The organism is Roseburia hominis, assembly GCA_040702975.1.
Lineage (GTDB): Bacteria > Bacillota > Clostridia > Lachnospirales > Lachnospiraceae > Allocoprococcus > Allocoprococcus hominis_A.
This window is the reverse complement of sequence record CP159990.1, coordinates 2,786,541-2,800,607: the sequence shown is the minus strand read 5'-3', so window position 1 is coordinate 2,800,607 and position 14,067 is coordinate 2,786,541. Positions and strand designations below refer to the sequence as shown.

General features: G+C 46.5%; 12 protein-coding genes. 11 read left to right on the top strand and 1 reads right to left on the bottom strand.

The features are described from left to right. Positions 1-10 precede the first annotated feature (10 nt). Both ABXS75_12945 and ABXS75_12940 read left to right on the top strand, forming a co-directional pair. Positions 11-721: an ABC transporter ATP-binding protein gene (locus ABXS75_12945; protein XCP83975.1), complete on the top strand. Its 711-nt coding sequence runs from the start codon at positions 11-13 to the stop codon at positions 719-721. 12 nt (positions 722-733) lie between these two features. Further along, on the top strand, positions 734-1,357 hold the full coding sequence (locus ABXS75_12940; protein ID XCP83974.1) for a cytidylate kinase-like family protein: 624 nt from the start codon (positions 734-736) through the stop codon (positions 1,355-1,357). 434 nt (positions 1,358-1,791) lie between these two features. Here the strand turns inward: ABXS75_12940 and ABXS75_12935 are convergent, their stop codons facing one another. Further along, positions 1,792-2,409 carry an HAD family hydrolase gene (locus tag ABXS75_12935; GenBank protein XCP83973.1) on the bottom strand — a complete coding sequence of 206 codons (618 nt, stop codon included), beginning with the start codon at positions 2,407-2,409 and terminating at the stop codon, positions 1,792-1,794. Positions 2,410-2,692: 283 nt separating this feature from the next. Between ABXS75_12935 and ABXS75_12930 the strand changes: the two genes are divergently transcribed. From ABXS75_12930 to ABXS75_12890, 9 genes are all read left to right on the top strand, one after another. After that, on the top strand, positions 2,693-3,577 hold the full coding sequence (locus tag ABXS75_12930; protein XCP83972.1) for an AraC family transcriptional regulator: 885 nt from the start codon (positions 2,693-2,695) through the stop codon (positions 3,575-3,577). A gap of 126 nt (positions 3,578-3,703) precedes the next feature. Continuing rightward, positions 3,704-5,929 carry an alpha-galactosidase gene (locus ABXS75_12925; protein ID XCP83971.1) on the top strand — a complete coding sequence of 742 codons (2,226 nt, stop codon included), beginning with the start codon at positions 3,704-3,706 and terminating at the stop codon, positions 5,927-5,929. 114 nt (positions 5,930-6,043) lie between these two features. Continuing rightward, on the top strand, positions 6,044-7,144 hold the full coding sequence (locus tag ABXS75_12920) for a LacI family DNA-binding transcriptional regulator (GenBank protein ID XCP83970.1): 1,101 nt from the start codon (positions 6,044-6,046) through the stop codon (positions 7,142-7,144). A gap of 113 nt (positions 7,145-7,257) precedes the next feature. Next, positions 7,258-8,934: an alpha-glucosidase gene (locus tag ABXS75_12915; GenBank protein XCP83969.1), complete on the top strand. Its 1,677-nt coding sequence runs from the start codon at positions 7,258-7,260 to the stop codon at positions 8,932-8,934. A gap of 236 nt (positions 8,935-9,170) precedes the next feature. After that, positions 9,171-9,920: an acyl-CoA dehydratase activase gene (locus ABXS75_12910; GenBank protein ID XCP83968.1), complete on the top strand. Its 750-nt coding sequence runs from the start codon at positions 9,171-9,173 to the stop codon at positions 9,918-9,920. A 267-nt stretch (positions 9,921-10,187) separates the two neighbouring features. Then, a complete protein-coding gene (gene ilvN / locus ABXS75_12905) occupies positions 10,188-10,685 on the top strand; it encodes an acetolactate synthase small subunit (protein XCP83967.1) in 498 nt (165 codons plus the stop codon). A 136-nt stretch (positions 10,686-10,821) separates the two neighbouring features. Then, the gene (gene ilvC / locus ABXS75_12900) at positions 10,822-11,838 is read left to right on the top strand and encodes a ketol-acid reductoisomerase (GenBank protein ID XCP83966.1); all 1,017 of its coding nucleotides are present in this window, start codon (positions 10,822-10,824) and stop codon (positions 11,836-11,838) included. 220 nt (positions 11,839-12,058) lie between these two features. Continuing rightward, the gene (locus tag ABXS75_12895) at positions 12,059-13,150 is read left to right on the top strand and encodes a P1 family peptidase (protein XCP83965.1); all 1,092 of its coding nucleotides are present in this window, start codon (positions 12,059-12,061) and stop codon (positions 13,148-13,150) included. Positions 13,151-13,276: 126 nt separating this feature from the next. Then, positions 13,277-13,918 (top strand): orotate phosphoribosyltransferase, encoded by a 642-nt coding sequence (locus ABXS75_12890; protein XCP83964.1) that lies wholly within the window; start codon positions 13,277-13,279, stop codon positions 13,916-13,918. Positions 13,919-14,067 lie beyond the last annotated feature (149 nt).

The following is a 14,067-nucleotide window of genomic DNA, read 5'->3' as shown; positions in this document are numbered from 1 at the left end:
GAATGGGAAAATGGCAATGCTTGAAGTAAAGGATATTGAAGTATTTTACGGTATGATTCAGGCAATCAAAGGAATCTCTTTTGAAGTAAATGAAGGGGAGGTTATTGCCCTGATTGGAGCCAACGGAGCCGGAAAGACCACTACTTTGCACACGATTACCGGGCTGCTTTCACCTAAGAAAGGTACCGTGCTGTTTGAAGGAAAAGATATTACCAAGGTTCCGGCGCATAAGATTGTTTCTTTGGGAATGGCACATGTGCCGGAAGGACGACGGGTATTTGCGGAGCTTACGGTATATGAGAATCTGAAAATGGGCGCATATACCAGAAAAGACAAAGATGAGATTGCAAAGACGCTGGAGATGGTTTATAAGAGATTCCCACGTCTGAAGGAAAGAAAGAATCAGCTCGCGGGTACGCTTAGCGGAGGAGAACAGCAGATGCTTGCCATGGGGCGCGCACTGATGTCGCACCCGAAGATCATCGTGATGGATGAGCCGTCCATGGGACTTTCTCCGATTTTTGTCAACGAGATTTTTGATATTATCCGCGAAGTGAGCGAGGGAGGAACTACAGTTCTTCTGGTGGAGCAGAATGCAAAGAAAGCACTTTCTATTGCAGACAGGGCTTATGTCCTGGAAACCGGAAAGATCGTGCTGGAAGGTGATGCAAAAGAACTGATGAATGATGATTCGATTAAGAAAGCATATCTGGGGGAATAGGAGGAGATTGTGATGAAAAATATTGTGATTACAGTTGCAAGACAGTATGGGAGCGGCGGTAAGACAGTAGGTGAGATGCTGGCGAAGGATCTTGGAATCCCGTGTTACGGCAGCAATCTTCTTAAAATGGCGTCGGAGGAGAGTGGAATCAGTGAGCAGCTTTTCAGACAGGTCGACGAGAAGCTCAGAAACAGCCCCCTGCTCAGAATGACCACGGATGTGTATACAGGAGATCTGATTCCGCCGGAGAGTAAGGATTTTGTATCGGCGAAGAATCTGTTCAATTATCAGGCGAAGATCATCAAACATCTTGCGGAAACGGAGAGTTGTGTTATCATAGGACGTGCGGCGGACTTTGTCTTGAAGGATTATCAGAATGTTGTCAGTGTGTTTGTTCATGCTTCGGCTGAGTTCAATCTTGCCCGGGCGATGGAGAGAAACAGCATGACGACTGCTGAGATGGAGAAGTTTATCGCAAAGACAGACCGGTATCGTGCAGATTTTTATAAGCACTATACAGGGCGGGAATGGACGGATGCGCGAAATTACGATTTGTGCCTGAACAGCGGTAAGCTGGGCTTTGAAAAATGTGTGGAAGAGATCAAGGCTTATATTAAGGTACGGTTTTCTGAATAATCAGAAAGGAAAGCAGGCAAGCAATTTGGTATAGTTATTTGTGAAATGTTGTACTGATACTTTTGGCTGCTTTATAAAAATAGTAAGACAGTGAGAGTTACGTGAAAAGTTAAGAGTGAAACTTGAGTCCGGATTTTTGTCATTGCAGATAGCAAGACGGGAAATCCGGACTTTTGTTTGCCATGCATACCTGAAATTAGATTCAGTGGACCTTATTTTGGTTGCCAAGCATACCCGAGTGAACTCCAGTGGACGTTCATCTTGGCGCGCGGTATACCTAAGTGAAGGCCCGATGGAATGCTATGACATGTTATCATGCGTAGAATGTAAAGGATAGGAACGCGCACTTGCTACCATATGGAATACTATCACATGTTATCCTGTGTATTTAAGTGAATGTTTAGTGCCGGATGCCAAGAAGAACCTGTATTCAGCTAAATCAAGTCTATAAGTTGCGTGATATCGGTAATTTTCCTGGGAGCATCTGGTACCGCTCCGAAACCATATTCAGCGAAAATAAAAGGAACGCCTGCCAGCTTGCACGCATGAAAGTCTCCCTGGGTATCACCGACGTAGATTACATCATTTAGTTGATTTTTCTTCATGAGGAGACGAATGGTCTCATGTTTGGGAACCTGGGTATCGCCAAAACAGAGATGGTCTTTTACATAGCGGCTAAGACCGGTCGTCTGAAGCAGGATTTCGATATAGCCTTTTTGACAGTTGCTTACGATGAATAAATCCGTTTTTTTCGAAAGCTTTTGAAAAGTCTCTTCTACGCCGGGGTATAAGGGCGCTGGTTCTTTTTCCAGGAGCTGGTTCTCAGAGTCGAAGCAGAGGTATCCAAGCCGGGTGCGCTCTTCGTAGGGAAGTGACGGGAAAAAAATCTCTGTGATCTCGTCCATAGTCTTGCCGAAAACGGCTCTTAGGTCGCTGCCACTCACCTGCATCTTAAGCGTGGAATTCTCGGCGATGGTCTGATTCCATGCCTTGGCGATCGTGTCGGTCGCGTCCCACAAAGTGCCATCTACATCAAAAATAATTCCGTCCATAATAGTGCCTCCTTCTGGAACAGAGTGAAAATGCACTGCAGCGGAGAAAATAATGGCGCTAAAGCGCCTGCCACAGGCAGAGAATCCTGCCTGGCAAGATTCTCTTTTATATGAAAATCAGCATATCATATTTAAATGAAAAGCGCAACACTGCGACGAAATACGTTGGTATTTGCCGGAGATTACCGACGTTTTCCGACAAATACCTAAGTTCATCGAATCTGTTGACATTCGTTTTTATTCCGTTTATAGTGTGAGAAAAGAAGGACAGGAGGTGGCGCAGGTGGAAGAGATTCTTGCGGTTCAGCTATCGGAAATGACATCACATGAGTTATATTTCTGCTTTTGTGGATTTGAAAACTGCAAACCTTTGCATAGTTTTGGACCGGCAGTAAGGCCGAACTATATCATACACTATATTTTGGAAGGGAAAGGAATCTTTAAGACCGGGGAGCAGAGATATGAGCTGAACCCGGGAGAGGGGTTTCTGATCGTGCCGGAAAAGGTAACATTTTACCAGGCTGATAAGGAGACACCATGGTCCTATCTGTGGATTGGATTTGCGGGAGAGGCAGCGGCCCAGTATTTGTCTAAGATCGGCCTTGGAACTGAGATGCCGGTATTTCGGTCGGATAAGAGAGAGGAGTTTACGCAGATCGTGAATGAGATGCTGGAGTGCAGGCCCTGTACGATGGCGAATCAATTCCGCAGAGAGAGCCTTCTGTACGAATTTTTCCATATAATCGCAGAGGATATTGAACTGGAGACTTCGCAGGAGAGGATGGATGAGAATAAATATGTGGGTGCGGCGGTGGAATTTATTCAAAATAACTATTATAATCCGATCAAGGTATCACAGATTGCGGATTATGTCAATATAAACAGAAGTTATCTGTATCTGCTGTTCCGGGAGACACTTGGCATGTCTCCACAGGAATATCTCACAAACTACCGGGTATCCCGGGCCAGGGAACTGCTGACGCTGACGGATCTTTCCATTGAAAGCGTGGCATATTCCTGCGGTTACCGGGATGCGCTGGTATTCTCCAAAGCCTATAAATCGAGAATGGGAGTTCCGCCTCTTAAGTTTCGTAAGAATTATCGAAGGGAACTGATTAGGAAGATGTATGATGTAGAAGAGGCTGAGGAGGACGAAAAAAAGAGTTAACATTTTGACTGCTTTTTTAAACATATTTACTGGAAGATATCCGGAAAATATGTATATAATATTGTGGACGTTCATCTCGGCGCAGGAAGAAACGTCAAAATACGAAAAATGATGGAGGAAGCGAAGATGGTACAGATTCTTTTTCATGAGAGTACAAGAACATTTCATCTGTTTAATGACAAGATTAGTTACATTATGACTGTTTTGAAGAATGGGAATATGGGGCAGTTATATTTTGGAGAGCATATTCGGGACAAGGAGGATTTCTCCTATCTGATGGAAGATGCAGCCCGCTGTATGGCTTCGTGTGTGTACGAGGGTTCCAAGCGGTTCTCTCTGGAACATATTAAGCAGGAATATCCGGTATATGGAACCTCGGATTACCGGGAGCCGGCCATCGAGGTGCTGCAGAAGAACGGAAGCAGAATCTCGGATTTTCAGTACCAGGGATATGAGATCCGTAAAGGAAAGCCGAAACTTGCAGGGCTTCCGGCTACCTATACGGAATCGGAGGATGAGGCTCTTACGCTTACGATTTTTGTAAAAGACCCGCTGACGAAAGTGGCACTGGAACTTTTCTATACTATTTTTGATGGAAGAGCAGCGCTGGCAAGAAGTGTGAAGGTTTGCAATGAAGGGGAGGAGTCGGTGCATCTGACCCGTGTCATGAGTCTTTGCATGGATCTTCCGGATTTTGAATATGAATGGATACAGCTTAGCGGAGCCTGGGCAAGAGAGAGACATATCTGTACCAGGAAATTGGAGTATGGGCTTCAGGCGGTGGACAGTAAGCGGGGACATTCCTCTCATGAACAGAATCCGTTCGTGGTATTAAAACGGCCTCATACGACGGAGCATACCGGGGAGGCGATAGGCTTCAGTTTGGTATACAGTGGTAATTTCCTCGCACAGGCAGAGGTGGATACGCATGATACCCTCCGGATGCTGATGGGAATCAGTCCCTTTGGGTTTGACTGGAAGCTGGAGGCAGGGGCTAAGTTTCAGACTCCTGAGGCAGTGATGGTCTATACGAATGCAGGGCTGAATGATATGAGCCAGACTTTTCACCGGTTGTATCAGAAACGGCTGGCCCGGGGATACTGGAGAGATAAAGCCAGACCGATTCTGATCAATAATTGGGAAGCGACGTATTTTGATTTTGACGCCAATAAGCTGGTCGAAATTGCGAAAACAGCAAAGGAATGCGGAGTGGAGCTTTTTGTTCTGGACGATGGATGGTTCGGTGATAGGCGTGATGATACGGCCGGATTGGGAGACTGGGTGGCGAATGAAGAGCTGCTTCCGGGAGGAATTCAGGCTATTTCAGAGCAGATCGAAGCCCTGGGGCTGAAATTCGGCCTGTGGTTCGAACCGGAGATGGCAAATAAGAATTCCAGACTTTACAGAGAGCATCCGGATTATATCCTCCACACACCGGGAAGAAGAGACAGTCACGGCAGATATCAGTATGTATTGGATTTCTCACGAAAAGAGGTAGTGGACTATATTTATGAGATGATGGCGAAGATTTTGCGCGTGTCCAGGATTTCTTATATTAAGTGGGATATGAATCGGAGCATTACAGAATGCTACTCCGGCGTGCTTCCGGCTGACCAGCAGGGGGAGGTATTTCACCGATATATTCTGGGGGTGTACGATCTCTATGAGAGATTGACGAGCGAATTCCCGGAGATCTTGTTTGAATCCTGCGCGAGCGGAGGGGCACGTTTTGATCCGGGAATGCTGTATTATGCACCGCAGGCATGGACCAGCGATGATACGGATGCGGTAGAACGTTTGAAGATTCAGTATGGTACGTCTCTTTGCTATCCGATCAGCAGTATGGGAAGCCATGTTTCGGTGACGCCGAACCATCAGCTTCTCAGAAATACACCGCTTCACACCAGGGCAAATGTGGCGTATTTCGGAACGTTTGGATATGAGCTGGATCTGAACCGTCTGACCCGCGAGGAGAGGGAAGAGGTCAAGGAACAGGTCGCGTTCATGAAGCAGTATCGGGAGCTTCTGCAGTTTGGAACGTTTTACAGACTGTCTAGTCCTTTTGAAAAGAACGTGACGGCCTGGATGGTGGTAAGCGAGGACAGGCGTACGGCATTGGTGGGCTATTACAGAGTGCTTAATGAAGTGAATGCGTCATACAGCCGCTTGAAGCTAAAGGGGTTGTCGGCGGAGCTTTGTTATGTAAATGAGCTTAGCGGCACGGAGCATTACGGAGATGAACTTATGAATTTGGGACTGATTACGTCTGACGATACGGCGGGACAATTTCCGGCAGATGAGATGACCAGTACAGATTTTGAGTCACGGATCTATGTTCTGAAAGCTAAATAAGTGGATAGCTGCTAAATGGAAAATCAGTGAAACTGGTCGATGAGATGCTTTTGTTAAGAAAGCTATGGAGAGGCTATAAATGTAGTTTGGAACATGCAGGAGGAGGGGTGTATTTTGAAACAGGATCCCGTAAAATATCAAAGGACGCCGGATGCGGCTATCAGGGTGAAGGATCTGGCAGCGAAGGCAGGGGTTAGTCCGACAACTGTTTCCAACGTCATACATGGAAATACAGGGAAGGTGTCGGCTGAAACGGTGCGGAAGGTACGGAAGCTGCTGGAGGAATCGGGGTATGTGGCGAATATGGCACCCCGGCTTCTTGCCGGCAGCGGTTCAAGAATCATCGGAGTATTGATCGGGAGCGGCACCGGAAGCGTGGCGCAGCAGGCGTTTTATAATATTCTGATCCGCGCGCTGGAGGAAGAACTGTATCGCAGAAATTATTATATGATGCTCCATGTCTCGGATTCACCCGAGGAGAATATGCAGTTTGCGGCTATCTGGAGAGTGGAAGGGCTGATTACGCTTGGCATGGGAGCCGCTGAGAATCAGAAGATTCAGGCCAATGGGAAGATGCCGGTGGTATCGGTGGACACGTACTATGAGAGTGGCCAGCCGGTGGCGAATGTGGGGCTTGATGATTTTGGCGGAGGCTATCTTATGGGAACGTATCTTTTGGATGCGGGGCATGAGAAGATCTGTTTCTTGGCGGATAACGATGTCGGGGTCGATCATTTCCGGTGGAAGGGGCTTAAGAGGGCCTGTATGGATACGGGAGTGTTCCTGGGGGAAGATGCACATGTGATGATTCCGCAGGAGCAGAAGAAGAGAGCGGAATTCTATAAAAAGAATCTGGCACAGCTGGCATTTTCACATGATGTTTTATTTTTTGCTTCGGATTATTATGCGATGGAAGCGCTGAGTTATCTGCATGATATGGGAATCCGTGTGCCTGACGAAATCTCTGTGGCGGGATACGACAACAATGAATATGCAGTTCTGGCGAGGCCGCGGCTCACCACGATCCACCAGGATGCTCCTGCAAAGGCGCAGGCGGCTGTTGAGAAGCTCCTGGCGTTTATTCAGGGAACCGGACCGGTCTCCATGGCGGAAAAGCTGCCGGTGCATCTCGTGATCCGCGATTCTGTGGCAGAGGAAGGAATCCTGCGCCTAAAGGACAGCGGGGCAGAGGAAGCGTCAGGTAAAAATGCATAAAAAGGGTGCCTGTTTTTGTGCAAGCGGACGTTTTGTGCAAAACCATTTGCTCTTTGGCAGGGGGTGCTCTATAATCAGAGCAGATAAAAGATTTGAGCAGAGGTGAACAGGCAATGGAAAAAACATGGTGGAAAGAAAGCGTTGTATATCAGATTTATCCGAGAAGTTTTTGTGACAGTAACGGAGATGGAATCGGTGATTTGAATGGAATTACATCAAAGCTCCCGTATCTGAAAGAACTGGGGATTAATGTGATCTGGTTATCTCCGGTTTATCAGTCGCCCAACGATGACAATGGCTATGATATCAGTGACTATCAGGCGATCATGGAAGAATTCGGAACTATGGAGGATTTTGACCGGATGCTTCAGGCAGCGCATGATATGGGGATACGGATCATGATGGATCTGGTCGTTAATCATACTTCTGATGAACATAGATGGTTTGTGGAGAGCCGCAAGTCCAGAGAGAATCCGTATCGTGATTTCTATTTCTGGAGAGAGGGGAAGGACGGGAAAGAGCCGAATAACTGGGGATCCTGTTTTAGCGGTCCTGCATGGAAATATGACGAAGAGACCGGAATGTATTACCTGCATCTGTTCTCGCCGAAGCAGCCGGATCTGAACTGGGATAATCCTAAGGTGCGAAAAGCTGTGTTTGATATGATGAACTGGTGGTGTGAGAAAGGAATCGATGGTTTCCGTATGGATGTGATCAGTATGATCTCCAAGGTGCCGGGACTTCCGGACGGACCGGTGGATAAGAATGGGTACGGCAGTTTTGGACCTTATTCTGTGAATGGCCCCAGAGTGCATGAGTATTTGCAGGAAATGAACAAGGAAGTCTTGTCTAAGTATGATCTGATTACGGTAGGCGAGTGTTCCGGCGTGACCATAGAGGAGGCGAAGAAATATGCTTCTGCTTCCGGGAAAGAGCTGAGCATGGTGTTCCAGTTCGAGCATATGGATCTGGACGGAGGAGAGAGCTTTAAGTGGAATCGCAAAAAGATTCGGCTGACAGGGCTAAAAGAGGTGCTTTCCAAATGGCAGACCGAGCTGGAGGGAAAGGCCTGGAACAGCCTGTTCTGGGACAATCATGATCAGCCGCGTATCGTATCCCGTTTGGGGAACGACAGCAGCCAGTATCGTGAGGTTTCGGCAAAGATGCTTGCGACCTGTCTGCATATGATGCAGGGTACCCCCTATGTGTTTCAGGGCGAAGAGCTTGGCATGACGAACTATCCGTTTACCTCTTTGGACGAGTTCCGCGATATTGAGAGCATTAATGCTTACAAGGAGCTTACGGAAAAAGGAATCTTAAGTCCGGAAAGGATGTTCGATTACATCAGCTACAAAGGACGTGATAATGCAAGGACTCCGATGCAGTGGGACGACAGCAAGCAGGCAGGTTTCACGACAGGAACGCCGTGGATTAATGTGAATCCGAATTATACGAAGATCAATGCGAAGGAGCAGATGGAAAGGGAAGATTCGGTATTCCATTACTATAAGAAACTGATTGCATTGAGAAAAGAGTATCCGATCATTGTATATGGAAGTTATGAGTTATTGCTTCCGGACAGTGAGGAGTTATATGTATATACCCGAAGTCTGGACAGCGAAAAGCTTCTGGTGATCTGTAACTTTACGGACAAAGAGACAAAGTATGAGGAGCCGGAAGAATTCGTGGAGGGAAGCCAGGTGCTGATTTCCAACTATGGCAGAGAAGCGGCAGATGGTACGATGCAGTTGAAACCGTATGAGAGTGTTGTGCTGATTAAGAGAAGATAGAAATAAGATGGATAAGAAGAGCGTATGGGAGCCGGCAGATCACATCTGCCGGCTTTTCAGCATGCACATTATATAGATAGATGCCTTCTATAAGCCGGCATGATTCATAGAATATAATGATTTGACGGATTGATAAATGGAGAATAAACTGAATATATGAATTGTTTTGTGACGGGTTCATTTTGACAGGAATCTGTCGTATTACAAAGTACAGAGGTAACAATTGGGAGGAAAAGATGTACCAGGTAGGAATTGACATTGGCTCCAGCGCTGCGAAGGCGGTGGCAATGGAAAATGGGGAAGTAGTTAAGACAATTTTGCTGAATACAGGTTTCAGCAGCAAAAAGACGGCGGAAGAGATTTACCAGGCGTTTGAAGCGGAAGGAATCAACAAAGAAAATGCCAGATATGTGGCTACAGGGTATGGAAGAATCTCGGTTCCTTACGCCGATGATACGGTGACGGAGATTACCTGCCACGGAAAAGGTGCAAATTATTTGTTTAAAGATAACGGAACGGTCATTGATATTGGAGGGCAGGATACCAAAGGCATTTCCCTGAAAAACGGCAGAGTTATGAAGTTTATCATGAATGATAAATGTTCTGCCGGGACCGGAAAGTTTTTGGAGGTTATGACAAATCGGCTCGGACTTACCCAGGACGAGTTATCCACGCTTGCAAGGCAAGGGAGTCCAATCACGATCAGTTCCATGTGTACGGTATTTGCCGAATCGGAAGTGATCAGCCTGATCGGAAAAGGAACTCCGCGGGAAGATATCGCGTATGGAGTCATTGAATCCGTAGTGACGAAGGTCGTGCAGTTGATCTCGCAGGTTCCGGGGGAAAAATATTTTCTTACGGGAGGCCTTTGCGAGGACCAGTATATTCTGGAGAGATTATCTAAAGCGCTGAAGTCTACGGTCACAAGTGTACCGCTTGCCAGATATGCCGGAGCGATCGGGGCGGCGATTCTGGCAGAAGAATAGGCCCGCTCCGAAGTCTGCGAAGTGCTCCGGGTAAATGAATTTGCAATGTAAGGATTGATAAAAGGAACTGCTGAGCTTTCTTTCAGTGGTTCTTTTTTATGATTGCGGTGGAAGCAAAACCGGAAGTATGCTAAAATAGCTTTAGAATTTCAGAGATATCGTGAGAATAATCTGTAAAATTCTATAAAGCTACTTGACAAAGAAATATGAAGTTGTTACAATAAAAAAACAGAACGCACTCTGTTTTTGAAAGAAAAGGGGAATGGTATGAGAAAACAAGCGTATTCAATCTTAGTACATAATAATCCGGGTCTTTTGAGCCGAATGGCAGGGCTTTTCAGCCGCCGTGGATATAACATTGAGAGTATCACGGCCGGAACGACGGCGGACCCGCGTTTTACCAGAATTACGATCGTGGCGAGCGGAGATGAGTTGATCCTCTCCCAGATTGAAAAACAGGTACGAAAGATGGAAGATGTCATTGATATTAAGCTGCTCAACGATACCAATGCCGTATGTCGTGAGCTGATCATGATCAAGGTTCGTGCCAATGCATCGCAGCGTGCAGATATTGTGTCTGTTGCGGATATTTTCAGAGCTAAGATCGTCGATGTGGAGAAGGATTGCCTTACCATCGAGCTTACCGGAGCGCAGTCCAAATTAGATGCATTTCTGGAACTTCTGGAAGGATATGAGATTCTGGAGCTTGCGAGAACCGGAATCACAGGTCTGACAAGAGGAAGTGCAGATGTTGTATATTTGTAGAATTACGATAGGATTCTACAAGGTGATTCAAAGATTCTGTTGTGATAGCATTTGTACGGCAGAAAGAATATTCGGGAAGCTAGGGGCCATGAGCCTTTAACTCTAATAGAAAAGAAAAGTACAGGAGGTCATTACAATGGCAAAGATTTATTATCAGGAAGACTGTAATCTGTCTGTATTGGAAGGACAGAAAATCGCTATTATTGGCTACGGAAGTCAGGGACATGCACATGCTCTGAACTTAAAAGAGTCTGGTTGTGACGTAATCATCGGTCTTTATGAGGGAAGTAAGTCCTGGAAGAGAGCGGAAGAGCAGGGATTTCAGGTATTTACGGCAGCGGAGGCTGCAAAACAGGCAGATATCATCATGATCCTTATTAATGATGAGCTGCAGGCTGATATGTACAAGAAGGATATCGAGCCGAATCTGGAAGCAGGCAATATGCTGATGTTCGCGCACGGGTTCAATATTCATTTTGGCTGCATCACTCCTCCGAAGGATGTAGACGTAACCATGATCGCACCGAAAGGACCGGGACATACTGTAAGAAGCGAGTACCAGGTAGGAAAAGGCGTACCGTGTCTGGTAGCAGTTGAGCAGGATGCAACCGGAAAAGCTCTTGATAAAGCGCTTGCGTACGCGCTGGGAATCGGCGGAGCAAGAGCCGGCGTTCTGGAGACAACATTCAGAACAGAGACTGAGACAGACCTCTTTGGTGAGCAGGCTGTACTTTGCGGTGGCGTATGTGCACTTATGCAGGCAGGTTTCGAGACACTTGTAGAAGCTGGATATGATCCGAGAAATGCTTACTTTGAATGTATCCATGAGATGAAACTGATCGTAGATCTGATTTACCAGAGCGGTTTCGCAGGCATGAGATACTCTATCTCCAATACGGCAGAATACGGCGATTACATTACCGGACCGAAGATTATTACCGAAGATACCAAGAAAGCAATGAAGAAGATCCTTTCCGATATCCAGGATGGTACTTTCGCAAAAGAATTCTTATTGGATATGTCCCCGGCAGGACGCCAGGTACACTTCAAGGCAATGAGAAAGAAAGCAGCAGAGCATCCGGCAGAGGTAACAGGTGCAGAAGTCAGAAAACTTTACAGCTGGAGTGATGAGGATAAGCTGATCAACAACTAAGCGGTAGGAATGCGGCGGATAGCAGCCGTATAGAATAGAAGAAGAGGAGGCATCGAATCATATACTTTATGATGAAGTGTCTTCTCTTTTTTTGCGTTGCCATGTATACCTGAAATAAGGTCCAGTGGACCTTGTTTTGATTGCCAGGCATGCCTAAGTGAACGGCCGGTGTATGTTCATCTCGGTTATAGGTCTTTTAAAGTTTGAGGAGGTTTAGACAATGGGGTTACCAGAAGGAAATCAATTTCAACTATATGCAAAATACTCAAGCGGCAGGCGGAATCTGATCACAGATGTTCCTGGGGTCCGTGTGGGAAATGTAACGATCAATGAGGGGGATATCCATACTGGGGTCACGGCTGTACTGCCTCATGAGGGAAATCTGTTCCGGGAGAAGGTCATGGCGGGGGTGTCGGTGATCAACGGCTTTGGAAAGAGTATGGGGCTTATCCAGGTCGAAGAGCTGGGCACGATTGAGACACCGATCATTCTGACGAATACTTTGAGTGCTGGGACTGCGTGCGAGGCACTTACCAGGTATATGCTGGAACAGAACGAGGAAATTGGGGTGACTACCGGTACGGTAAATTGTGTGATCACAGAGTGCAACGACGGTCATTTGAATGATATCCGGGGCATGCATATAAAGGAAGAACATGTAAGAGAAGCTCTTGCAAGAGCAGAGGCAGAGTTTGAGGAGGGAAGTGTAGGCGGAGGTACCGGAATGGTGTGTCTCGGCCTGAAAGGCGGAATCGGCTCCGCGTCCAAAGTAATCCAGGCAGATGGAACAAGTTACACGGTTGGGGCTCTTGTCATGTCCAATTTCGGTGCGGCAGGGAATCTTGTCATCGGCGGAACGCATTATGATACGAGAAGGTATCGCCAGGAATGCAGCAAGGAGAAAACACAGAGTATTGACGGCGGAAAATGCGGGGCGGACGCCAAAGACAAAGGGTCGATCATTATGATCATTGCAACGGATCTTCCGCTCAGTGAGCGTCAGTTAAAACGTGTGGCAAGGCGGTCCATGATCGCTCTTGGAAGGACAGGATCGTACAGCGGAAATGGCAGCGGAGATATTGCGATTGCATTTAGCACGGCAAACAAGCTGATGCATTACAGTGATAGAGACATTATAGACTTGAAAATGTTTTACGATGAAAAGATAGATATGGTCTTTGAGGCGGCGGTGGAAGCAGTGGAGGAGGCGATTGTCAGTTCGCTTTACCATGCGGATTCCATGACCGGTATTCGGGGAAATTATGTTATGGGGCTGCGGGAATTTATCGAAAAATATGGTACCGGAAGGTAGCAAAGCTGCCGGTGAAATGGAAAATCCGTTCGCTCACCAAACATATAAATATTGCATAAGAAATCATACCATGCTATACTAAAAACAGTAAAAAGTACCAAAATCACGGATTAAGGGAGGACAACCATGGACGCCAGATTAGTAGATCTTCGATCAACGAAGAACCCCAAAGCTCGAATTAAGATTATGCAGGGGCATTTTGCCACCAGCCATTCCCACATCAATACGTATATTGATATGTCGACCGTAAAAGTTCGTCATAATAACTGTCGTGAGACGGCAAAAGTGCTTGCAGGAGAGTATGTTAACAATACGATGATAGACACGATCGTGTGTCTGGAGGAGACAGATACCATCGGAACCTTTATGGCAGAGCAGCTTGCAGATGTCAACCAGTATTCTCTGAGCAAAGGCAACAACATTTCGCTTGTAACGCCGGAATATCACCAGAGCGGCCAGATTCTTTTCAGAGACAATAAACAGAGAATGATAAAAAACATGCAGGTTCTGATCCTGGCAGCTTCTATCACTACCGGAAAATCTGTAAAACAGGCGATTGAGTCCATACTGTATTATGGAGGATCTGTATGCGGAATCTGCTCGATTTTCAGCTCAATCAACAAGATTCACGGAATCGAGGTCAAGACGATCTTTACCAGTGCCGATCTTCCGAATTATCGTGCATACCCGCCGGGGGATTGCCCGATGTGCAAGGAAGGAAAGCGCCTGGAAGCGATTGTGAATAGTTTTGGGTATTCCAAGATATAGAGATAAGATGTTGGAGTATTTTAGGTACATAAGAAAATGAGTTGGATAAAGGGGCAGTCGGTTAATACCGATTTTTGACTCCTTACATTAAAAATAGAGACCGTCCTGTAAAGTTCAGGCTTTTTCAAAGCCTTGAATCTGTACAGGGT

What these genes read in the sequence shown, in the direction of transcription:
- ilvN (XCP83967.1), top strand. Translation starts at nt 10,188, where the DNA reads ATGAGAAAACAAGCGTATTCAATCTTAGTACATAATAATCCGGGTCTT.
- ABXS75_12935 (XCP83973.1), bottom strand. Translation starts at nt 2,409, where the DNA reads ATGGACGGAATTATTTTTGATGTAGATGGCACTTTGTGGGACGCGACC.
- ABXS75_12940 (XCP83974.1), top strand. Translation starts at nt 734, where the DNA reads ATGAAAAATATTGTGATTACAGTTGCAAGACAGTATGGGAGCGGCGGT.
- ABXS75_12925 (XCP83971.1), top strand. Translation starts at nt 3,704, where the DNA reads ATGGTACAGATTCTTTTTCATGAGAGTACAAGAACATTTCATCTGTTT.
- ABXS75_12915 (XCP83969.1), top strand. Translation starts at nt 7,258, where the DNA reads ATGGAAAAAACATGGTGGAAAGAAAGCGTTGTATATCAGATTTATCCG.
- ABXS75_12945 (XCP83975.1), top strand. Translation starts at nt 11, where the DNA reads ATGGCAATGCTTGAAGTAAAGGATATTGAAGTATTTTACGGTATGATT.
- ABXS75_12890 (XCP83964.1), top strand. Translation starts at nt 13,277, where the DNA reads ATGGACGCCAGATTAGTAGATCTTCGATCAACGAAGAACCCCAAAGCT.
- ABXS75_12910 (XCP83968.1), top strand. Translation starts at nt 9,171, where the DNA reads ATGTACCAGGTAGGAATTGACATTGGCTCCAGCGCTGCGAAGGCGGTG.
- ilvC (XCP83966.1), top strand. Translation starts at nt 10,822, where the DNA reads ATGGCAAAGATTTATTATCAGGAAGACTGTAATCTGTCTGTATTGGAA.
- ABXS75_12895 (XCP83965.1), top strand. Translation starts at nt 12,059, where the DNA reads ATGGGGTTACCAGAAGGAAATCAATTTCAACTATATGCAAAATACTCA.